The 22,315-nt window shown below is 38.6% G+C and carries 24 protein-coding genes; 18 read left to right on the top strand and 6 right to left on the bottom strand.

Annotation, left to right across the window (positions count from 1 at the left end):
* The first annotated feature begins 18 nt into the window (after positions 1 to 18).
* From AAC026_RS08290 to AAC026_RS08270, 5 genes are all read left to right on the top strand, one after another.
* Entirely contained in the window at positions 19 to 1,209 is a 1,191-nt protein-coding gene (locus tag AAC026_RS08290) for an efflux RND transporter periplasmic adaptor subunit (protein WP_339696911.1), read from the top strand.
* A 26-nt stretch (positions 1,210 to 1,235) separates the two neighbouring features.
* On the top strand, positions 1,236 to 1,451 hold the full coding sequence (locus AAC026_RS08285) for a hypothetical protein (protein WP_339696908.1): 216 nt from the start codon (positions 1,236 to 1,238) through the stop codon (positions 1,449 to 1,451).
* The gene (locus AAC026_RS08280) at positions 1,441 to 2,175 is read left to right on the top strand and encodes a HupE/UreJ family protein (RefSeq protein ID WP_339696906.1); all 735 of its coding nucleotides are present in this window, start codon (positions 1,441 to 1,443) and stop codon (positions 2,173 to 2,175) included. The genes AAC026_RS08285 and AAC026_RS08280 overlap by 11 nt, the downstream gene beginning before the upstream one ends.
* Positions 2,176 to 2,185: 10 nt before the next feature.
* Entirely contained in the window at positions 2,186 to 2,809 is a 624-nt protein-coding gene (locus AAC026_RS08275; RefSeq protein ID WP_339696903.1) for a hypothetical protein, read from the top strand.
* 342 nt (positions 2,810 to 3,151) lie between these two features.
* Positions 3,152 to 3,439, top strand: coding sequence for a hypothetical protein (locus AAC026_RS08270; protein WP_339696901.1), 288 nt, complete (start codon positions 3,152 to 3,154; stop codon positions 3,437 to 3,439).
* A gap of 208 nt (positions 3,440 to 3,647) precedes the next feature.
* Here AAC026_RS08270 and AAC026_RS08265 read toward each other — a convergent pair whose 3' ends face one another.
* Positions 3,648 to 4,154, bottom strand: a complete 507-nt coding sequence (locus AAC026_RS08265; protein ID WP_339696898.1) for a hypothetical protein — start codon at positions 4,152 to 4,154, stop codon at positions 3,648 to 3,650.
* Positions 4,155 to 4,184: 30 nt separating this feature from the next.
* A complete protein-coding gene (locus AAC026_RS08260; protein WP_339696895.1) occupies positions 4,185 to 5,468 on the bottom strand; it encodes a divalent metal cation transporter in 1,284 nt (427 codons plus the stop codon).
* 93 nt (positions 5,469 to 5,561) lie between these two features.
* On the opposite strand from AAC026_RS08260, the gene AAC026_RS08255 reads away from it, so the two are divergent.
* From AAC026_RS08255 to AAC026_RS08220, 8 genes are all read left to right on the top strand, one after another.
* Complete coding sequence (locus tag AAC026_RS08255) at positions 5,562 to 6,230, top strand: hypothetical protein (RefSeq protein WP_339696892.1); 669 nt, start codon at positions 5,562 to 5,564, stop codon at positions 6,228 to 6,230.
* Positions 6,231 to 6,332: 102 nt separating this feature from the next.
* On the top strand, positions 6,333 to 7,400 hold the full coding sequence (locus AAC026_RS08250; protein WP_339696889.1) for a D-alanine--D-alanine ligase family protein: 1,068 nt from the start codon (positions 6,333 to 6,335) through the stop codon (positions 7,398 to 7,400).
* Between the two features lie 293 nt (positions 7,401 to 7,693).
* Positions 7,694 to 8,059: a hypothetical protein gene (locus AAC026_RS08245; RefSeq protein ID WP_339696886.1), complete on the top strand. Its 366-nt coding sequence runs from the start codon at positions 7,694 to 7,696 to the stop codon at positions 8,057 to 8,059.
* Positions 8,060 to 8,119: 60 nt separating this feature from the next.
* Positions 8,120 to 9,109 carry an NAD-dependent epimerase/dehydratase family protein gene (locus tag AAC026_RS08240; protein WP_339696884.1) on the top strand — a complete coding sequence of 330 codons (990 nt, stop codon included), beginning with the start codon at positions 8,120 to 8,122 and terminating at the stop codon, positions 9,107 to 9,109.
* A gap of 19 nt (positions 9,110 to 9,128) precedes the next feature.
* The gene (locus AAC026_RS08235) at positions 9,129 to 9,602 is read left to right on the top strand and encodes a nuclear transport factor 2 family protein (RefSeq protein ID WP_339696881.1); all 474 of its coding nucleotides are present in this window, start codon (positions 9,129 to 9,131) and stop codon (positions 9,600 to 9,602) included.
* Positions 9,599 to 10,363: a 5-oxoprolinase subunit PxpA gene (locus AAC026_RS08230; protein WP_339696878.1), complete on the top strand. Its 765-nt coding sequence runs from the start codon at positions 9,599 to 9,601 to the stop codon at positions 10,361 to 10,363. The genes AAC026_RS08235 and AAC026_RS08230 overlap by 4 nt, the downstream gene beginning before the upstream one ends.
* On the top strand, positions 10,360 to 11,067 hold the full coding sequence (gene pxpB / locus AAC026_RS08225) for a 5-oxoprolinase subunit PxpB (protein ID WP_339696875.1): 708 nt from the start codon (positions 10,360 to 10,362) through the stop codon (positions 11,065 to 11,067). Before AAC026_RS08230 ends, pxpB begins: the two co-directional genes overlap by 4 nt.
* Complete coding sequence (locus AAC026_RS08220; protein WP_339696872.1) at positions 11,060 to 11,935, top strand: biotin-dependent carboxyltransferase family protein; 876 nt, start codon at positions 11,060 to 11,062, stop codon at positions 11,933 to 11,935. The genes pxpB and AAC026_RS08220 overlap by 8 nt, the downstream gene beginning before the upstream one ends.
* Before the next feature lie 78 nt (positions 11,936 to 12,013).
* On the opposite strand, the gene AAC026_RS08215 is transcribed toward AAC026_RS08220, so the two are convergent.
* Both AAC026_RS08215 and AAC026_RS08210 read right to left on the bottom strand, forming a co-directional pair.
* On the bottom strand, positions 12,014 to 12,355 hold the full coding sequence (locus tag AAC026_RS08215) for a hypothetical protein (protein WP_339696869.1): 342 nt from the start codon (positions 12,353 to 12,355) through the stop codon (positions 12,014 to 12,016).
* Between the two features lie 270 nt (positions 12,356 to 12,625).
* Positions 12,626 to 12,742, bottom strand: a complete 117-nt coding sequence (locus AAC026_RS08210; RefSeq protein ID WP_071426786.1) for a 30S ribosomal protein THX — start codon at positions 12,740 to 12,742, stop codon at positions 12,626 to 12,628.
* Positions 12,743 to 12,841: 99 nt separating this feature from the next.
* Here AAC026_RS08210 and AAC026_RS08205 point away from each other — a divergent pair, with 99 nt between their 5' ends.
* From AAC026_RS08205 to AAC026_RS08190, 4 genes are all read left to right on the top strand, one after another.
* Positions 12,842 to 14,053 carry an S-adenosylmethionine:tRNA ribosyltransferase-isomerase gene (locus tag AAC026_RS08205; RefSeq protein WP_339696866.1) on the top strand — a complete coding sequence of 404 codons (1,212 nt, stop codon included), beginning with the start codon at positions 12,842 to 12,844 and terminating at the stop codon, positions 14,051 to 14,053.
* Between the two features lie 27 nt (positions 14,054 to 14,080).
* The gene (locus AAC026_RS08200; protein WP_339696863.1) at positions 14,081 to 15,238 is read left to right on the top strand and encodes a mechanosensitive ion channel domain-containing protein; all 1,158 of its coding nucleotides are present in this window, start codon (positions 14,081 to 14,083) and stop codon (positions 15,236 to 15,238) included.
* 84 nt (positions 15,239 to 15,322) lie between these two features.
* Entirely contained in the window at positions 15,323 to 16,663 is a 1,341-nt protein-coding gene (gene trkA, locus AAC026_RS08195; RefSeq protein WP_339607055.1) for a Trk system potassium transporter TrkA, read from the top strand.
* 15 nt (positions 16,664 to 16,678) lie between these two features.
* Positions 16,679 to 18,136 (top strand): TrkH family potassium uptake protein, encoded by a 1,458-nt coding sequence (locus tag AAC026_RS08190; protein ID WP_339607056.1) that lies wholly within the window; start codon positions 16,679 to 16,681, stop codon positions 18,134 to 18,136.
* On the opposite strand, the gene AAC026_RS08185 is transcribed toward AAC026_RS08190, so the two are convergent.
* On the bottom strand, positions 18,133 to 18,366 hold the full coding sequence (locus tag AAC026_RS08185; protein WP_339696861.1) for a heavy-metal-associated domain-containing protein: 234 nt from the start codon (positions 18,364 to 18,366) through the stop codon (positions 18,133 to 18,135). The genes AAC026_RS08190 and AAC026_RS08185 overlap by 4 nt on opposite strands.
* Before the next feature lie 66 nt (positions 18,367 to 18,432).
* Between AAC026_RS08185 and AAC026_RS08180 the strand changes: the two genes are divergently transcribed.
* Positions 18,433 to 19,647: a DEAD/DEAH box helicase gene (locus AAC026_RS08180; RefSeq protein WP_339696859.1), complete on the top strand. Its 1,215-nt coding sequence runs from the start codon at positions 18,433 to 18,435 to the stop codon at positions 19,645 to 19,647.
* Between the two features lie 24 nt (positions 19,648 to 19,671).
* Here the strand turns inward: AAC026_RS08180 and AAC026_RS08175 are convergent, their stop codons facing one another.
* Positions 19,672 to 22,137 carry an ABC transporter permease gene (locus tag AAC026_RS08175; RefSeq protein ID WP_339696856.1) on the bottom strand — a complete coding sequence of 822 codons (2,466 nt, stop codon included), beginning with the start codon at positions 22,135 to 22,137 and terminating at the stop codon, positions 19,672 to 19,674.
* Between the last annotated feature and the right edge of the window lie 178 nt (positions 22,138 to 22,315).

Here is a 22,315-nt window from a genome sequence, read left to right as displayed (position 1 = left end):
ATTAAAAGATAGAAAAAAATGAAAATCAATATAAAAAATGCATTTCTAATAGTGATAGCCATGAATGTATTCATGGCTTGTGAAAGCACTAAAAATGATACTCCGGAAACAGAACCAACTGAATCGGCAGAATCAATAAGTGACCAGACGGGTAATAATCAAGTGATTTTTACAAAGGCTCAATATGAGCTTGCCGCCATTTCAATGGGTAAAACCGAAAAGAGAAGCTTGAGTAATTTACTCAAACTGAATGGGGAAGTGGAAATTGAACCCAGTGGAATAGCAACTCTGTCAGCACCTCTGGGTGGGTATCTTACAACACCCGCCCTTTTGCCTGGTGAAAAGGTAACCAAAGGTCAGCGGTTAGCAGTGCTTGAAGACCCGAAATTCATTGAACTACAGCAACAATATTTGGAAAGTTTAGGTCAATTGGAATACCTGGAGGAAGAATACAAAAGGCAACAGAAGCTCAGAGATCAGGATGTTAACTCAGCAAAGACTTTTCAAAAAGTTTCTTCTGATTATAAAATCCTTCAAGCCAGAATTAAAGGAATTGAAGAGACCTTAAAGCTTATTGGCATTAATATTAACTTTCTAAAAAAAGGTGAAATAAGTCGCAAGGCAAGCGTGTATTCACCGATTAATGGTTTTATAAAGACCAGTAATTTCAACTTAGGCAATTATGTAAATCCAAAGGATGTCCTATTTGAAATAGTGAATACTAGCGAGCTTCATGTCGTTTTAAATGCCTATGAAAAGGATATTTCACAAATACAAGAAGGGCAAGAATTACGCTTTTCGCAGGGGAATGAAAGCGGATATAAACGTAAGGCCACTGTGTTTCTAGTAGGGAAAGCGAGTTCAGATGATAGGATTGTACCAGTTCATTGTCATATAGCGGATGGAGATCAAAAAGGAGTCTTACCTGGTATGTATGTAAAAGCATTAGTTGAAACCAATGCAGCCCAGCAGAATACTGTTCCTTCAGAGGCCATTGTAAAATACAATGGCAATGACTTCTTGATAAGATTAGTATCAAAAACTAATGACAACTATTTCTTTGAGCTGGTTCCAATAAAAACAGGAACAATTGCGGATGGCTATACGGCAGTTGAAATTCCAGGGATGGACTCAATTGAAGGACAAGATTGGGTTGTTGGAAATGCCTATGCCATAATCTCAGCTAAAATCAATTCAGAAGAAGAATAATCAATTAAATCTAAAAGAATAAAATTATGAAAAAGTTAATGTTAATACCTGTCGTTGCCCTTCTTATGCTAAGTGCTTGCAATGGAAATAAATCAAATGAAACTAAACAAGAGAAAAAGCAAGAAGTACAACCTATTGAAAAAGAAGTTCCGGAAGACAATTCATATGAGGAACAAGAGGCTAAGGAAGCCAGAAGACTGGATAGTTTGAGACAAGTAAAAGATCACGGACATGCACATTAAGCTGGATAAGTTATTTACACAAATGTTCACTGTCTTTCAGAATAGAAAGACAGTGACTTTAGCACTGTTCGCTCTATTCAGTTTTTTAGGGACACAAGTTTATGCACATGGAGTGGATGAAAATACTCAAACCTTTTTGTCTGGAAACAGTGGTGTTGCATTTATACCTTTCCTCTATATAGGAGCAAAACATATGATTACAGGATATGATCATTTACTCTTTCTGGTAGGTGTAATTTTCTTCTTGTACCGTACAAAAGAGATTCTACTCTACGTGAGTATGTTCACCATTGGTCACAGCACAACATTGTTGATAGGCGTAATGACCGATATGGCAATTAACGCATATTTAATAGATGCGATTATTGCTTTATCTATTGTTTACAAAGGATTCGATAACCTAGGCGGTTTTAAGCGATTTTTTGGTAAACAGCCAAACACCAAAGCTGCCGTGTTATTATTTGGTTTATTTCATGGTTTTGGACTAGCAAGTAAACTGCAAGAGTTTCAGTTTGACCGAACTGGGCTATTCACGAACTTAATAGGTTTTAATATTGGTGTAGAGATTGGTCAATTTCTCGCACTTGCAATAGTATTGATTGTTATAAGTGTTTGGAGAAAGCAAAAAAGTTTTATGCGTTTTGCAACACTTACAAATACTCTACTAATGGCCGCTGGTTTTTTACTACTTGGCTTTCAGTTAACTGGATTTTTTACTTCATAATTATAGAATCATGCAACAAGAAATTTTAAACAAAAAACAATTAATTCGCGCCACTATAATATCAGCAATTATTGGTGTGTTTGTATTGGTAATAGCAGTAATGCCTGCGGAATATGGACTTGACCCTACGGGGGCAGGTAAAGCTTTAGGTTTTGATAAACTTTACATACCTGATGAGGGTAGTGAAAATGTAGAGGTTTCTACCGACCGAGGTAGTTTGCCTTTGGTGAAGTTAGAAAAAGTAGGATCTGGTAAAAATGTACCAGTTCCTGTAGAAGTAAATCTTCCAGCTCCTAGCCAAAAAATACCTGTTAGAACTGATGAAATAACAATTACAGTTCCTGCGAAAAAAGGAATCGAGTACAAGTTTGACATGCTGAAACATGGTAAAATAAAGTATGAATGGGTAACAAATAGTGGCTTGGTTTATATTGATTTTCACGGAGAAGTGAAACAGAAAGAAAAGTCAAAACAGACATACTACGAGAGTTATACCCTTGGATATTCAAACAATATGGCCGGTAGCTTATTAGCTCCTTTCGAAGGACCACAAGGATGGTATTTTAGAAATGATTCAAATGAGCCTATTGAGGTTAATATTAGACTTGAAGGTGAGTATACATTAAAAAACTAACTATATAAAACTAAAAGCTATTAGAATAATAAGTCCTGGGGCAGAGCAAGATATTGGTATAGTTGATAAAGATAAATTGCTCTGTCAACGGGCACTATTTAATTTAAATAAATTAAATAGTGAAAATAGCACAAAAATATATCTGTAATAAAGTAGCAATATGATTATAAAGCGCAAATGTTTTCGAACAAGAAAATGAATCGACAGCAACAAAGCTGGACGGTCATCCTCCAATTAGTGTAATGGGAGATCACTACCACAAGAAAGGAGAGCTAATGTTCTCTTACAGGTATATGCCTATGTGGATGAAAGGTATTATTTCTGGTACAAATTCCGTGTCTAATGATGCTGTCTTTAAGGTACATGGCTTCCCCGCAAGCCATGAGAATGGATATGCACATGCTTGGTGCAATGTACGCTGTATCCGACCGCATTACGTTGGCAGTGATGGCCAATTACCTTTCCAATTCGATGGATTTGAAGATCAGGATGGGGATGGATTTTGAAACATCTTCTTTCGGTTTAGGTGATGTTACCATGGCAGTATTGGTGTGCACCGGGAAATTTTCAACATTCCAAGTCACCACTTCTAAAGTACTCTCTCCAACTTCTGGCAAGCAAGCATCGTAATTTGGGGTTTCTATCACGGGAGTTGGGGCTGGAGTATCTCCTCCTCCACAGGCCGTCACCAAAAAACACACTACCACTGCTAATCTCCACAGCTTCATATCACTTTCTTTTTTTGTGCAAAATTAAGCGATATTTCATGCATTGCATGATTAATCTCTATCAATTCGTATTAAGCTAACATTACCTTTTTGCACTGAAAGTCCAAGATTTACTCACAAATACGGCCAAATAGTTTCCAGTTAGAAATCAATTTCACATAATCTCCATCGACTTGATAAACTTCACTGATCGGCTTCCATTTAGCATTTGTTGTATTATAAATACCTGAGGCATCATAAGCCGCCACCTTCCCATTTACTAAGGGCACTTGGATTTGGTTTACATCTTTCATCTTAACCCAAACCTCCAACTCAAAGGCTTCCGCTTTAGGGTTGATTAAGTAGGTAAACGTTTCGGCTTCCCAAGTTTTCAAGTCTACCTCGCCTTTTGATTTCTTTACTATTACATCCTCAGTTTTGAATTCATCCAAAGTCAGTTTAAATCTAATTTTGACACCTTCGTGCATACAGAATGTAACGGCTTCTGTTCCAAAATCAAGTTCGGTAACCGTAAGTTTTGGAGCGTGTTTTAATTGATGGACATTTGGAAGTTGCATACTGAACAGTACTACAGAAACCAGTACCATGAACAGACAAAAAGAAATTCTTGAAACCATTTTTAGTAAAATTTTCACTAGTTGAATAAGCTATTGTGACCTCTCTTTCATCACTTTCCAGCCCGCCAAAAAAGTAACCAAAAGCGACAAGGCAAGAATAGCCATTTGATTTAAACCCTCAAAAGCAAAACTACTTCCTACTGCAGCGTAACCCGCCTTGAAAACATTGATAAAACCCAAAACACTGGCAACAAAAACAGTAATCAACATGGCTAAATTCATTCCAAACCCATTCCTATGTACTTTGAGGTAAGTTGAATTATTACAGATCAGCCAAAGAAAAATAGCGATCACGGGAAGGATCAACCCGTTGCCTGCTTGGGCTAAAATTATTACAGGAATGGGCTTCACCCCCGTTACACCAAAAACCAAGCCCGTGAGCATTACACTGCCCCAAGCCAATCTATATTTTAAGCCATTGGCTTCCCAACCTTTTTCACTTTTGGCCACACTCTTTAAAGTAATGGCTGCTGCTAATGGTGCTGTTATGCTGGAAGTAAATCCTGCTGCAAAAAGGCCAATTGCAAACGTATAGGACATCCAAACACCATTGTTATTGGTTAAGGTAGCGGCTAAATTTTCAAAGCTGAATTCCCCGACTACCGAAGCTCCCGCCAATAAAATAGCCGTAGAGATCAATCCGCCAATTAAAATGGCCTGTACCAAACCAAAACGCATAAAAGACAAGCTTTGCCCTTTCGCCAAGCCCGACCCCATAAAAATATTATAAGGCACAATGGTGGTTCCGACCAAGCCTAAAGTGATCAAAACAGAACCTTCGGGTAAAGAAGGAATGAAAGCTCCTTTCAATAAATCAGTTCCATTAATCGGAGTGCTTAAGCCCGAAATCAGAAAAGCGACTCCCATAATGGCCACCACAACACCCATAATATTGGCTACTGTTTGAGTTTTACCGCTCCACAATACAAGAGTGCTTACCCCTACAATAATCAAAGTAAAAACGGAAGGTTTTATACCAGTGAAAATTAGCGCAACACCAGAAATAGCCCCTAGAATATTGCCCGCTTCATAAGCCGCACAACCTAAAAATATAGCAACTCCAATACTCAGTGCTACTTTTTGTGACTTAAACCTATCCTTAATTGCTTCGCCCAAGCTGAGTTCAGAAGCAATGGTAATTCTAGCAGCAGACTCTTGTAAAATGATACAGGCAAAAACCGAAAACACCAATGCCCAAAGTAAGCTATAACCATAACCGGCACCAGCGGCAGCCGCTGTAGTTACGGTGCCAGGTCCAATAAAGGCCGCAGCAATCACCATCCAAAAAAGTAAGCTCCACAGTTTTGATTTCATCTCAGCAAGATAAAAAGTAAAAGCTAAAAACCCTTTTCTCAAATATTTGCCCTAAACTCTTCAAAACCGTTATCTTGGCACCATAATAAAACTATGCAACGACTTTTAGTTACTTCATTTCTTCTTCTTTTATTTTCAGCTAATGCCTTCTCTCAAAAAACATGGGAACACAAAGGCATTACCATGACTCAACTGGATACTTTAGGTGATGGATACGAGGCCTTAAGAGGTTCTTTTATTATTGAGAATTCTAGTATCTATGAAGTAATGAACCTCATTTTAGATGTAGATGGCTACGACTGGGTAGAAGGTGAAAGCAAATCGAAAATGCTATTGGTAGACAAACAAGACTCTTCATTTATTTTCGATTTCTTTGTAGATATTCCTTGGCTCTTTGTTAAGAAAACAGGTCGAGTAAAAGTAGATGTTCGGTTTGAAAATGAATCCTTTCATACAAAGTCTACTCAAATAAGAGAATATGATCGAAACGAAGACTACGATTTGGTCGATTTCTATTCCGCACAATGGAAGTTACAAAAGCATGGTAATAACGATGTAAAGGTCAACTATTTGGGTGTTTATCAAGATCAAAAAATGGTGATCAATATCAACAGTATTATCATTAGTCGAATCAGAAAGCGATTAAGCGCTACTCTCTACAATTTGAAGGTTAGAGCTTCAGAAAAAGTAAACCCAATTAATTCACTATCGTGGCCTGTTAATAAAAGGGACGTTCAGTTAAAGCCAGAAAATAACAAATAAGTAGATTTTATTTTTCCTGTCTACCCTGAAAAATTTCTTAAACAAATATGAATATTTAGTTCTCTTGGCGTTATTCACGTAAACATTTTTCAAACCATTTCGATGTCAAAAATTAGAGTTGCAGTTGTTTTCGGAGGCCGATCTACCGAACATGAAATCTCGCTTATTTCCGCTCAAGGAATATTAAAAAATATCAATAGAGACTTGTATCAAGTTATTCCTCTAAAAATAGACATTGAAGGCCACTGGTTTTTACAGAACTCAGAAGATGTTCATTCCAATAATGGCACACCTATTACGCTAACACAAGGAAAAAACAGTGCCTCCATATTAGAAAACGGAACTGGAAAAATCTTACAAGAAATCGACATTGTTTTCCCTGTGCTTCATGGTGTTTTTGGTGAAGACGGAACCATACAAGGTTTGTTGAAAATGCTCAATGTAGCCTTTGTAGGCTGTGGCGTTTTAGCCTCTTCTACTTGCATGGATAAGGATGTGACCAAGCGTTTATTGCGAGATGCCAATATTCCGATAGCTCCTTACGTTTGCGCCACATGGACACACCAGCCCAATTTTGAGAAAGTAAAACAAGAACTGGGATTGCCGTTATTCATTAAACCTGCCAATCTAGGTTCTTCCGTAGGTGTCCATAAAGTCAATTCTAAAACAGAGTTTGAAACAGCCTTAAAAGATGCCCTTGCATATGACAGTAAAGTACTGATTGAGCAAAATATTAACGGGCGTGAAATCGAAGTAGCAGTAATGGGCAATGAAAAACCTCAAGCTTCATTACCCGGAGAAATTGTGAACACCGCTGGTTTTTATGATTTCGAATCGAAATATGTAAGCAAAGACGCTTCGAGCACACACATTCCAGCAAAACTAACCGATGAGCAAATTTTAGAAGTAAGAGAAACTGCTAAAAAAGCCTATGCTACACTGGGTTGTGAAGGCTTAGCGCGGGTTGATTTCTTTATCAGCACTGACGGCATAATTATGATCAATGAAATCAATACCCTTCCGGGTTTTACTCCTATCAGTATGTATCCTAAAATGTGGGAAGCTACAGGAGTGAGTTACTCTGAATTAATAGAACTGCTCATTCAGTTTGGTTTGGAAAGGTTTGAAAGAGAGCAACAGTTAAAAATTGTTGCTAGGCAGGTAAAATGAAATGGATAACTCCATTCAGAAGAATTGACATCTAGCACAATAGCCCAAAGTTTAAACCTTGGGCTGTGTTGCGTTAATACATTTCAAAAGCTGTCTGATCTACAAAATCCTACAGGCTATTGAACGAAGGCTGTTGGAACAGAATGCCACATACCTACCACTAATGTTGTAAATCAATGTACAAACACGAGTATTCACGTTCAACAAGCATATATTCTCTTTTTATTTGCCCTACCCCTTGACTTTTTAACTTTTAAATAGAAATTGCCTTAAAATTGAATCAGAAATAAACTATGAGCGCTCCCAGTTCCAAGCCACGGGTAATTAAAGACTTTGACAAATTGGACATAGAAATCCAAGAGCAAATTAAGCTTGAGTATCCCGAAGGTTTTGAAGACCATCTTATTTACTTTACCAACAAAGAAGGTAAACGTGTATCTGCCTTACCATTTGAAACAGAGGAAAAATATTACCTCGTTCGAATGACCGTTGAAGAAGCTCAACAGATCATTGAAGATGATGATGACTACGATGATGACGGTAACCTTAAAGATGAAATCAAAGAGGAATATGAAGAAAAGCATGCTGACGATGAAGAAGATGAAAGCACTGGCTTCGACATTGCAGACGATGAGGACGAAGATGATGATGAAGACTAATCTTCCTTATCCTTTCAACTTTAAATACTGATCTTTTAATCTCACTACTTCCCTTACATTATGAAAATTGGCATTATTGGTGGCACAGGTATGTTGGGCCACCATTTGGCCATAGCCGCTCAGTTACGGCAATATGAAGTGGTGATCATTCATCGTAAAAATTCCAATCTATCCCATATTAAAGACCTCCAATTCGAAAGCCGAATTGCAGACCTCAATGACAGAGGCAGCATGATTCGAGCGATGGAAAGGCTCGATTACGTAGCCAATTGCGCTGGCTACTACCCTACAGTTCCCAAACCTTTGGCCCAAGAAATTAAAACTGCTCGTTTGCAAATGCAGTTTTTTATCGATGGTGTTCGAGAAGCAAAAGTAAACCGAGCACTCTATGTAGGAGGCTCTATTGTACTGCCTAAAAATCCTCATGGATTGGGCAACGAGAGTCTCGATTACCCTCAAGAACCAGAAAGCACTAACGCCTATTTAAGAGTGAAGTGGTTGATGGACAATATGGCAAAAATGAACGCTGAACATGGCCTTCCGCTCGTTATTGGAATTCCGACCATGACTTTTGGCGAACATGATCACACCCCCACTACAGGCCAGTTGATTCGAGATGTAGCCAATGAAGAAATCCCTGCCTACGTTAATGGACTTCGAAATGCGGTTTATGCAGGCGATGCGGCCAGAGGTTTGTTATTGGCTTTAGAAAAAGGCCGTTTTGGAGAACGCTACCTTATTACTGGTGAAAATACTTCTATTGAAGAAATCATTAAGATGACTTGTGAGATTGCTCAAGTTCCAATGATTAAAAAGACCATTCCTTTGAACATGGCCAAGTTCATTGCTAAATCGCAAGAAATAAAATATACGCTTTTTAGGGGTAACCCTCCTGCTGTTTCTTCAACAGCAATAGCCATTTTAGCTTATGGTCAGCATTTAGATGGAAGTAAAGCAAAAGAAGAATTGGGTTACGAACCTGATCTTACAGTAAAAGATGCTATTGGTAGAGCCTACAATTGGTTCAAGAAAGAAGGTTATATTGAGTGAAATTTAACCCCACTGCCTTATGTCGATACAAGAAAACCTAGCACTGATCGATAGATTTTATACTGCTTTTGCTCAAAAAAATACCGAAGCCATGAATGCCTGCTATGCCAAGCAAGCAGTATTCGAAGATCCTGCTTTCGGTCGACTTAATGACTCAGAGATCACTTCCATGTGGTCGATGTTAATAGAAAGAGGTGGAAAAGACTTAACGGTGACCCATAAAATTCTCGATGTAACCAACGGAAAAGCCAAAGCCCAATGGACAGCCATTTATCCGTTCAGTAAAACCCAACGCGTGATTCATAACAAAATTACCGCTGAATTTATCATCGAAGAGGGAAAGATTGTTTACCATAAAGACCATTTCAATATGTGGAAATGGTGTTCGATGGCACTGGGCTTGCCTGGAATGCTTTTAGGCTGGAGTGGTTTGATGAAAAACAAAGTCCAGAAAACGGCTTTATCATCGCTTCATAAGTATATGAAAAAATGAAACAAATAGACATCAATTGCGATATGGGAGAAAGCTACGGCAACTTTTCAGTTGGCAATGATAAGGCTATTTTCCCTCATATTACCTCTACCAATATTGCCTGTGGCATGCATGCTGGCGACCCTTACCATATTCAGAAAACCATAGAAATGGCCATTGCTCAAGGTGTTCAAATCGGTGCACACCCTGGCTATCCAGATTTACAAGGTTTTGGTAGAAGGGTGATTCAAATATCTGCTCAAGAATTATCTGCTTCCATCAAATACCAAGTAGCCGCTTTAAAAGGAATGGTGGAAAGCGCTGGTGGGCAACTGAAATATGTAAAACCTCATGGTGCACTTTATAATGAAATGGCGAAGAATGAAACCGAAGCCGCAACCGTTGTAAAAGCCATTAAATCCATTGACCCAACCCTTATGATCATGGGTTTAGCGGGAAGTCATGTAAAACGAATTGTAGAAGCAGAAGGCATGACTTTCATTGCGGAAGCTTTTGCCGACAGAAGGTATGAAGCTGATGGAAAACTAATGAGCAGAGCAAAAGAAAACTCAGTAATTCATAGTGCAGAAGACGCTGTCAATCAAGTATTATCGATTGTTAAGAATGGCTTTACAGAAACGCTGAATGGCGAAAAGGTTGAACTGAAAGCCCAGAGCTTTTGCATTCATGGCGACAATCCTCAAGCGGTGGAGATTCTAAAAGCCATTAAATTAGGTTTCGAAGAAAACGGAATAACTCAAAAAGCTTTTTCAACACCATGAAAATTGTGCGCTTTGGTGATTCTGCTTTGCTCGTGAATTTTGAGCAGAAAATTAATAAAGCCATCAACAATCAAGTGCTTTTACTTTACAAACAACTTCAAAAGGTCAAAGAAGTCACTTTTCTTATTCCGGCTTACTGCTCATTAACAGTGGGTTTTAGTGAGAACACTTCGTTCAAAACTCTCTCTAAACAAATTGAAGAACTCAACTCAAAAATCCAATCGAAAGACCTAGAGTTAAACTCAAAAATCATTGAAATTCCTGTTTGCTATGAAACTCCTTATGCCTTAGATATGGGCGAGGTTAAAGAAAAAACGGGGCTGAATGCGCAAGAAATTATTAAAATACATTCTCAAGAAAACTATAAGGTATACATGCTCGGTTTTGTAGCGGGCTTCGCCTATTTGGGCAGTCTACCCAAACAATTATTCTGCCCTAGGAAAACAGAACCTAGAAAAGAAGTTTTGGCGGGCTCAGTAGGTCTAGCTGGTTTGCAAACTGGAATTTACCCAGCCAATGCACCAGGTGGCTGGCAAATTATAGGTCGCACTCCTATTCCTACGTTCAACCCCAAAGCCGATAATCCTACACTTTTTAAAGCCGGTGATGCTGTCAAATTCAAGTCCATTTCCTCTTCAGAATTTGAAGAGATAGAGACACAAGTCTTCAGTGGTAAATTCAACTTAGAAGAATATTATGGCTAGGCTACATTTTCTAAAATCGGGTTTACAAACTACCATACAAGATTTGGGTAGACAAGGTGTGCAAGATTTAGGCATCCCCATTAACGGAGCCATGGACAAAGCTTCGGCTAAACTTGCCAATCAGTTGGTTGGCAACGATGCTAATTCCCCGGTTTTAGAAATCACTTTACTAGGGCCGAAAATCCAATTCGAAGGCCCATGTCAAATTGCAATTACCGGAGCTAACCTTTCTGTGGAAATTAACGGAAATACAATACCACTATTCATAACAATAAACATTGATCATGGGGATGTATTGAGCTTTGGAAAACCAGTTACAGATTGTAGGGCTTACCTAGCCATTAATGGAAAGTGGGACGTTCAAAGTTGGTTAGGGAGTTGTAGTGCTTCGGCTACCAACACTGCCCAAACTACGCCCGACAGTATAATCGTCAAAGATCAAATCTTAGAGATTATCCGTGGTAAAGAACAGCCTATTATTGCCATTTCTGAAAGTGAAAGACCAAGTATATCCATTGAAGCACCAATAAAAGTGTATCCCGGACCCGAATTTGAAGCTTTTTCTGCTGTTGAGAAGCAATGCTTTTTTGGTGACCGCTTCACCATTGGTCAAGATTCGAATAGAATGGGGTATAGACTGAAAGAAGCGCTTAAGGGCTATTCCAAAAAGGAAGAAGTGATTTCGTCAGGCGTAATTCCGGGCACAGTACAAATCACAAATTCAGGTCAACCCATCGTTTTAATGGCAGATGCCCAAACCACAGGCGGCTACCCAAGAATTGCCAATGTAAGTTCAACTGATTTAGACCGATTAGCTCAATTTAAGCCTGGAGATATAGTAAGGTTTGAGTTGATAGGTTTTAAATAGCCTCCCATAAAAATAGACAAGGCGATCTCCGTCTGAAATCGCCTTAATCAACCTTAAACTAAACTACTAGCTATACTATTATTTTAATCGATAGTATTTCGTGTTATACAATGACGACAAGTAATCTGCCTGTCTGTAAATTCTCAAACCTTCTTCACTCAATTCAGAAACCATACCTTGTAAAACCAAGTTGCCTTCTGCATCGAAAACTTTTACTGTTTGAGGATCTTCTTCGAACACCATTGGAGTTGGTTCCATGTATGCATCAACATACTCTTGAACATCCTCCAAATAGGATAAGTCCTCTTCAATTACTGGGGTGTTGGAATCATTGGATTTAGCATCAACCGAAGTAACGATTGTAATTGCTAAGAAAAGAGCGATAAACGCTGAGATGTTTTTTTGACCTAAATTTTTCATGTTGTTGCTGTTGATATTTTGAGTTACCGCCCGACCAAAGGCGGTTAATTTTAACCTTATTGTTTTTAACCTTGCAAACTTCTTTCCAATAGATGTGCCAAAAGATCAAACTATTTGACTATCAATTAATTAAACGAAACAGAGGAGATCAACCACTCCAAAAGTGTACGGAAACGACCGATCATGTGAACACTTTCGAATACCCGAAAACAGTGAGGTCGGTATTTATACCGACCTCACATAAATTTGTCCAATTGATTAGCGCTTAATTCAGCGCTTTGTTTTTGGTTTTGGACTTACGATTTTACTCGCTTTCCGAGGACGGTTAACGCCAAAACTTCCGTTGGCGATTTTGCCTTTCTTGGTTTTTATGTCTCCTTTTCCCATAATATTGATTGTTTAAGATTTACTAATTCTACTACGCAGACCGAAAAATGTTTCGATGATACCCTATTTACCATTGTGCCTTAATAAATTGCACCGCAAATGATGAATACAGAGAAAGAGATTAACCTGAGCGATTACACCTACTCGCTACCTGATGAACGAATTGCTAAATATCCGTTAGCCAAAAGAGATCAGTCTAAGCTTCTGCATTATCATAATGGCTCAATTGAGCATAAGAATTTTAAAGACATTGAAGCACTCATTCCTGATCAATCCACGCTTTTATTTAATAACACTAAAGTAATTCCAGCTCGATTGATTTTTCATAAATCGACTGGTGCTCAAATAGAGATTTTTCTACTCAAACCCATTTCGCCTTCACCCATCTTAAGTATTGTAATGGAAGAGCGTGAAACCGTGATTTGGGAATGCATGATTGGCAATGTCAAAAAATGGAAGGAAGACATTCCTTTGGTGAGAGAGTTGAATATTGACGACAATAAAATCACACTTCAGGCCAATATTCACGATCGAGAAAAGCGACAAATTCAATTCAGTTGGAATGACGACTCTATTTCGTTTTCAGAAATAGTTGAAGCTTCTGGTAAGGTGCCACTTCCCCCCTACTTAAACAGACAGCCAGAAGAAGATGACAAACCACGTTATCAAACCGTTTACTCAGCGCATGACGGAGCTGTAGCCGCTCCCACAGCGGGTCTGCATTTCACGCCCGAAATTCTGAAGTCTTTGGCTGACCGTGGTATCAAAGAGAGCTTTCTTACGCTCCACGTAAGTGCTGGTACTTTTCAGCCTATTAAAACCGAAAATATATTGGAGCACCCCATGCATTCGGAACAAATGGTGGTAGATAGACAAAGCATTCAAAGTGTTGTTGAGGCTGAAGGAAATATCATTGCCATTGGTACAACTTCAATGCGTACTTTAGAAAGCCTTTATTGGTTTGGGGTTCGACTAATAAATGGGGATGAAGATTTCTCCATTCAGAAATTAGAGCCTTATCAATCTAAACATGAAGTCAGTCGTTCAGAAGCCTTTTCTGCCATTCTGAAATGGATGGACAAAAACGAATTAAGTCAAGTAATTGGCACAACTGAAATTTTTATTTTCCCTGGCTATCAATTCAGGGTTTGTGATGGTTTGATTACTAATTTTCATCAGCCTGGAAGCACGCTTATTTTACTTGTAGCAGCCTTTATTGGAGAAGATTGGCGAAAAGTTTATCAAGAAGCAGATACCAATGGTTATCGTTTTTTAAGCTATGGTGATTCGTCTTTTTTACTACCCAAGTAAAGAAATATGTTATATTGGTAACCACTTATGCAAGCTAACTTAGAAGAGGTGCTATCTAACTACGATAGATTAATCTCTTACATTAACAAAAACATCCCGCTAATCAGCGAACCCATTACTCTTTTGGGACTCGAATTTACGATTAGTGAAGTCGTTCTACCTATAGTTTTCTTGATATTAATTAACCTAATAGGTAATCTGGTTAGGTCTTTACTTATTAATAAAATCTTAGGAAAGTATATTGAAGACAGAAAGACAGTTCTCTCAATTGGTAATACCACCAAGTATGTTATTCTGTTTTTCGGTCTGTTAATCGCACTGACTGCTATAGGAATTGACAAAGACTCTAGTTTGAATTTTGCATTACTAAATAAGAATGGACCAGATCCATTAATGCTTTTCGAATTACTTAGAGTTTTATTCTTTCTAATACTTCTAGTTTTTTTAAGTGGAAAGCTCAAGGCCATCTTTGTAAAACAGGTCATGAGCCGTTATTCCGATGACCTTGGCGTGAACCAATCCATCGGTACTATTTTTCAATATGTTGCTGTTTTAATTGGTGGACTTATCATTGTTCAGAATACTATTGAATTAGGTTCCCTGAATGTATTGGCAGGCGCTCTTGGTGTAGGTATTGGTTTTGGCCTTCAGAATATTGCTAACAATTTCATTTCGGGTCTGATTATCCTTTTTGAACGTCCTATTAAAGTGGGTGACAGAATTGAAGTAGGGCAAGTAACAGGTGATATCGTCAGGATTTCTTCCAGAGCTACTACCGTGAGTACCAATGATAATATTTCCATTATCATCCCCAATGCCGAATTCATTAGTAAACCAGTAATCAACTGGAGCCATAGTGGGAGAAATATCCGCTTCCATGTTCCTGTGGGAGTCGCTTATAAAGAAGACCCTGCCCATATTAAATCTATACTGTTAAGTATAGCTAAAAGTCATCCTGATGTGTTGCAAACCCCAGCGCCTGATGTACTCTTTACTGAATATGGAGATAACTCTTTGAATTTTGATTTGATGGTATGGACGAGTACTTACATTAACCGACCAACAATACTCAAAAGTCAGCTTTACTATCTGATTTTTGAGAAGTTTAAAGAGCACAATGTCGAAATCCCTTTCCCTCAAAGGGACATTCATATAAAGTCAGGGAGTATAGTTCCTCAAAAATGATAGAAATCCTTTTTGCATATCCTTAAAAGCATTTACTTGCACAGCTAGTATTATGATTAACTTTGAAGGTTTTTAATTGAAACAATGAGAGTAATAATCGCAGGTGTTGGAAATGTGGGGTTTCATTTGGCTAAACTCCTTTGTGCTGAAGGTCAGACGATTGTATTGATTGATCAAGTAGCGGACAGGTTAAAATCTGCATCAAATTCTGTAGATGCTTCAACCATTAAAGGAAACTCAACCTCGTACAGTGTACTGGAAGAAGCAGGAGTTTCAGAAGCAGATTTACTTATTGCAGTTACATCTTCAGAAGATGCCAATATTGCTACGGCCATAATTGCCAAACACCTTGGTGCTAAAAGAACAATTGCAAGAATCACAAATACAGAATTCCTTTATCAAAAAGATAAGCTTAACCTTAAGCACTTAGGAATTGACGATATCATTTCTCCTGAGTCTCTTGCCGCCAAAGAAATTAAAAGGTTGTTGAAAGAAGTAGCTTTAACCGACAGCTTTGAATTTGAAAAGGGCCTTCTTTCCTTAATTGGGGTAAACATTGAAGAAAACAGCCCTCTGAATGGCAAAACCATGATGGAGGTAGCTAAGTTAAACCCAGATCAGAAGTTTATGACGGTAGCGATATTGCGCCACGATGAAACTTTGATTCCCTACGGAAACACTAAATTTCAGGTAAACGATCACGCCTATTTTGTGGCACAACCTGATGGTGTCGAGAAATTACTCTTCTTAGCCGCTAAGAAAAAAGAGCCTGTTAAAAGTGTAATGATCTTGGGAGGCTCAAGGGTTGGGTTCCATGCTGCCAAAATATTGAGCAACCGCTACAATGTAAAAATCATTGAGCGCGACCCTCAGAAATGTTTCGAGCTTGCCGACCAGCTTCCAGATGCTATGGTGATTAATGGAGATGGAAGAAATGTAGACTTGCTTCACGAAGAAGGAATTAGCGACATTGATGCCTTTATTGCTGTAACAGGAAACTCAGAAACCAATATAATATCCTGCTTAGTAGCCAAAAACAATGGCGTAAAGAAAACCATCGCAATGGTGGAGAACATGGACTATATTCACCTTTCTCAGAGTATTGGAGTAGATACCATGATCAACAAAAAGTTAATTGCGGCTAACTTTATCTTCCGCCATATTAGACAAGGTGATATTGTTTCCATTACCAGCATTCATGGTGTAGACGCTGAAATTCTAGAGTTTGAAGTAAAAGAAGGTTCTAAAATCACGCATCACCAGTTAAGAAACCTTCAATTCCCTAAAACCGCCATTATTGGTGGGGTTATTCGAGATGGCAAGGGCTTTACCACTCCTGGTGATTTTAGATTTCAACCAAAAGACAGGGTGGTAGTTCTCTCAAAACCAGAAAGTATCAACAAAGTGGAATCCTACTTTATTTGATAATTTTAAAGACAGATGAGGTTCAACATTAAAGTCATTTCAAAAGTCCTCGGTATTCTTCTTCTGATGAATGCTGGCTTTATGGCGCTTTGTCTGCCTGTATCTATCTATTATGGCGAACATGACCTTATAGCCATTGCTACATCTGCAGCCATTACGGCATTGGTGGGGTTTTCAATGAAGTTCTTCACCAGAAAACTTCCAGATAAAGAACTCAAAAAACGCGATGGATATATTGTGGTTACGGCCGGATGGATTTTCATGTCCATTTTTGGTGCTCTGCCCTTTGTATTGAGCAATAGTATTCCTGATTTTACGAATGCCTTTTTTGAAACCATGTCGGGGTATACCACTACAGGCGCCTCTATTCTTAATGACATTGAGTCTCTTCCAAAAGGTATTTTGTTTTGGCGAAGCCTTACCCAGTGGATTGGTGGGATGGGAATTATTGTATTGGCGGTTGCTATTCTTCCCTTCTTGGGCATTGGTGGTATGCAGCTTTTTGTGGCAGAAGCACCTGGCATTACACCAGACAAACTTCAGCCAAGAATTCAAGACACAGCCAAACGCCTTTGGCTCATTTATGTGGGATTAACACTTGCTGAGGCAATTCTTCTCTACTTTGGTGGAATGACCATCTATGATGCCGTTAATCATTCGTTGACTACAATGGCTACGGGTGGGTTTTCTACAAAGAATGCCAGTGCAGCTCATTACGATTCTCCCTTTATTCAGTATGTATTGATTGTGTTTATGTTTTTGGCAGGCACAAGCTTTACACTTACCTACTATGCACTAAAAAGGAATTTCAAGAAAGTATTCAAAAACGAAGAGTTTATCGTTTACAGCATCTTTACAATTGTAATCGCTGTAATTGTTACTATAGCGGTGTTTATTGCTACTGAAAACGGAATTGAAAAATCATTCAGAGATTCTCTTTTTCAAGTGGTTTCAATTATTACTACTACTGGTTTTGTATCAGCCGACTATACTGCTTGGGCACCTTTTCTTACCACTCTGTTTTTTATCCTATTATTGGTTGGTGGTTCTGCCGGTTCCACAGCTGGTGGTGTTAAAGTTATCCGTCATGTAGTGTTGTTCAAAAACTCCTTTTTAGAATTAAAGCGCCAACTTCACCCTTCAGCAGTAATTCCGGTTAGAATAAGCGGAAAAGCCATTGAACAAGGCGTTGTATCGAATGTACTGGCTTTTATTATGATTTATATTCTGGTTATTATTTTGGGGGTGATTTTACTTTCCACTATGAATGTAGACTTCGACACGGCCTTTGGGGCAGTAGCCACTACACTTGGAAACGTAGGGCCAGGGATTGGAAACGTAGGACCTTTAGACAACTTTTACAATATACCAACACCAGGAAAATGGCTACTCTCTTTCTTAATGCTTTTGGGTAGATTAGAGTTATTTACTGTACTTATGTTGCTTTCTCCTTATTTCTGGAAGAAAAATTAAAATAACTTACCTAGTACCGATTTCTTTTTTTCTGCCTTAAAACCAGCTTGTTCTACGGCCTTAATAATAAGGTCAGAATTGATATTTTCGGCCTTTACCGTTAATAGCCTATCTTTACTAGCCAGATCAACCGACCATTCAGACACTTCTTTTAAATCATTCAAAAAGGGAGTAACAGTGGAAAGGCAGTTCCCACAATTAATATTGGTTTTATATACCGCTTTTTTCATTTAATTTTCAATCTAAATTGTAACAGGCTTGGGCAATTCCCTAAGTCTCATAAAGATAAATCACACTTGACATTTAAAGAACTTAATCTCCACGAAAGTGTATTGGAAGGTTTGGATGCTATGGGTTTTGAAAACCCAACCCCTATCCAAGAACAAGCTATCCCAGTAATTATTGAAAACAAAGATTTAATTGCTGTTGCCCAAACCGGTACAGGAAAAACTGCTGCTTTCTTACTTCCAATCTTACACAAAATCTGTTCGAACGAAATTCCTGACGGCCAAATCAATACCCTGATCATTTGCCCCACCAGAGAACTTGCCGTACAAATTGATCAGCAACTAGAAGGACTTGGTTACTTCACCCCTGCTACTTCGCTCCCTATTTATGGAGGTGGCGATGGCGATGGATTCTCAAGAGAAAAAAAGGCATTGACCACAGGAGCTCATATTATCGTGGGCACACCAGGAAAACTCATTTCGCACCTGAACTTGGGCTATGCTAAAATTGACCATTTAGAGCACCTTATTCTAGATGAAGCCGATCGAATGCTCGACATGGGTTTTTACGAAGACCTAATGCGCATCATTGGTTTCTTACCCAAGAACAGACAAAACCTTATGTTTTCGGCTACTATGCCTCCAAAAATTAGGAAGCTGGCCAAAGACATTTTGCAAGACCCGCATGAAATCAGTATTGCGATTTCTAAACCAGCCGAAAAGGTGGTTCAGGTGGCATTCAACACTTACAATAGCCAGAAAATCGGACTAGTAAAGCACTTGCTACGCTTCAATGATATTCCAAGTTTGGTGATTTTCGCGTCTACAAAATTGAAAGTTAAAGAGCTTACAAGAGAGCTTCAGCGTGAAAAGATGAACGCCAAACCCATTTCTTCTGATTTAGAACAGAAAGACAGAGAAGATATTCTTCGAGAGTTTAAAAGCCGAAAACTTCAAATTTTAGTAGCCACCGATGTAATTTCAAGAGGTATCGATATCGATAATATTGACATGGTAATTAACTACGATGTACCGAATGATGCGGAAGATTACATCCATCGTATTGGCCGTACGGCTAGGGCATCCTCTGAAGGTGAGGCGGTAACTTTTATAAATGAAGAAGACCAATTCAAGTTTTCTAAAATTGAAGAATTAATTGGCAAGCCTGTTCGTAAAATAGCTTTGCCAGAATTTTTAGGAGAAGGCCCTGCTTATGATCCTGTCAAGAATAAGAGTAAAGGAAAACGCTCATTCGGCAATAAAAAAGGTTTTAAAAGAAGGTAGAAAACCACCTTCTTTCAATCTCTCTTATTCATATCGAAGTGAATCGACTGGGTTAAGCCTTGCGGATTTGATGGTCTGAAAACTGACTGTAATCAGTGCTATTCCAATAATTAGTACCGTGGCTAGAATAAATACCAACAGGTTTATATCCGTATGGTATTCAAAGCCTTGAAGCCAGCCATCCATTGCTAAATAGATCAATGGCCATGCGATTACGCTCGAAACTAGAATAAGTACGATAAACTCTTTAGATAAAAGGAAAAACAAGCCCGGCACAGTAGCTCCAAGCACTTTTCTTACACCAACTTCTTTTGTTCTTTTCATAGCGGTAAAAGCTGAGAGCCCAAAAAGACCCATACAGCCAATAAAAATGGCTAAAACTGCAAAAACTGAGAATAGCGATTGAAATTGATCTTCAGACCTATATTGTTGATTAAAGAATTCGTCAAGAAAGAAATATTCGAATGGATTTCCAGGAAAAATGCTTTCCCACTGACTTTCAATTGCCGATAAGGCTGGTGAGATATTGCTTTCTTGAACTTTAATTAAGAAGTATTCAGCCCAAAATGGGTTTAGAATAAACACTGAAGGAATTGCTTTCTCTCGTAACGATTCATGGTTATAATCTTCAACCACTCCTATTACTATAGCCGTTGCTCCAAAATTTTCGGCCACAATTGCTTGACCAATAATATCTTCAGGATTTTCATAACCTAGTTGCCTCAAGGCAGATCTTGTTACTAAAGCAGCGGTATCTAAATCATTAGGAAAATCACGAGAAAAGTCCCTTCCTGCTATTACGTGCATCCCCATGGTCTTAATGAACTCATAATCGGCCCCTACATAATTAAGTGGATATGTTTGTCCTACTGGTTGATTATAGGCGCGAACGTCTGCTTTAAACCTAATTTTCTTCCCAGGAACAATTCCGCTACTTGTTACCTCTTTTATGTTTGAATTTGACCTTAATCCATCACCAAAATTGGTGATTTGTTGGTTTCTTCCTTCTGGATCAGCATTTGAGATCGCTGGACGCTCCACAACAACAATCTGGTCCATTTCAAAACCCAGTTCTGCATTTTTCACAAACTGCATTTGTTTGTACACTGTAAAAGTGCCAATAATCAAAGCGGTTGAAGCTGCAAACTGAAAAATTACCAACGCTTTTCTAAGCACAACACCAGTTCCTGAATTCCTGAACTTTCCTTTCAAAGTACTGACGGGCTTAAATGATGACAACACCAAAGCAGGGTAAATGCCTGATACAAATGAGCCTATAAGAAAGGCTGCCAATAGTGACCAAAGCAACAAGTCATTCTCCCAAATTTTAACTTCCCTGGGAATTCCACTTATGCTGTGGAAGCCTGGTAATACCAAGGCAATAATAATGATGGCGAGTACCACAGCCAGAAGGTTAATCACCAGAGATTCGAACATAAACTGACGAACTAACTGACTTCGAAGTGATCCTAAAACTTTTCTTATCCCAACTTCTTTGGCCCTATCCAATGACCTAGATGTAGCTAAATTGATGTAATTGACCCAAGCAATTAAAACAATAAAAACGGCAATTATGGAGAGATAAACTATTGGTTCTCCACTACCATTCAGTTCTGCTTCATCACCTAAATGCGAGTCTAAATGAATTCTTTGGAGCGGCTGTAAAGCGAACATATTCGCTCCCCCATTCCCTTTCAATTCAGGCTTGTACTTGTCTATCATTTGGGGGAACTTGGCCTCTAAAGCTTTGATATTTGTACCATCAGCCACCTTGATATATGTATAAAAGTCCTTTCTTCCCCAGCCTGTTTTATACCTTGTTATTGCTCCATCAAAGCGACCATAAAGGGTAGCAGTAGAAATCAAGACATCATATTTTAAGTGGGTGTTTGGTGGCAAATCTTTATAAACGCCAGTAACAACACAGTTCTCATCATTATAGTCATCATCCTTTAGTCTTAGGTGCTTCCCCATTGGGTCTTCATTTCCAAAGTATTTTTTGGCCGTACTTTCAGAAATTACAATTGAAAAGGGTTCAACAAGTGCGGTTTCCGCATCGCCCAAAAGCATTTGAGTTGAAAAAAGTGATAAGAAATTAGGGCTGGCATAAAGGAATTTTCTCTGTTTGAATTTAATAGGCTGACCTTGCCCTTCTTCGTAAGTAATTACCACATTATTCTTATACCCCATATTATAGAGGTGTGCCCAATCTTCCACCTCTGGAAACTCTTGCACCATGGCTGGCCCTACTCCTGGATAGTTTTCGGCACTATTAAATACTTCCTCGTTGTTTTGAAAAATATTGAGGCTTACCCTGTAAATATTCTCTGGACCTTTTTGAAAGTTGTCGTAGCTAAGTTCAAAAGTAACGTAGTGGAGAATTAGCAGTGCCCCAGCCATACCTATGGCCAAGCCCGACACATTGATAAAAGAATAAGCTCTATTTTTCAGAAGTGACCTAAGTGTAATTTTGAAGTAGTTTTTAAACATAGTTTCGACCGTTTGGTAAGAAAGACTCACATAAAACAAAATCGTTACACCGTATTCAAAAATGGCCTAAAATTGTACGAATACGTTCATAATTAAGTGCGTATGTGAACATCAAACATCTAACCCACCACTCACCTTTATCACAATCCTTTGATTAACAAAGCCTTATAAACACAAA

This window comes from uncultured Roseivirga sp., assembly GCF_963973945.1.
GTDB lineage: Bacteria > Bacteroidota > Bacteroidia > Cytophagales > Cyclobacteriaceae > Roseivirga.
This window is presented reverse-complemented; position numbering and strand designations above follow the sequence as displayed.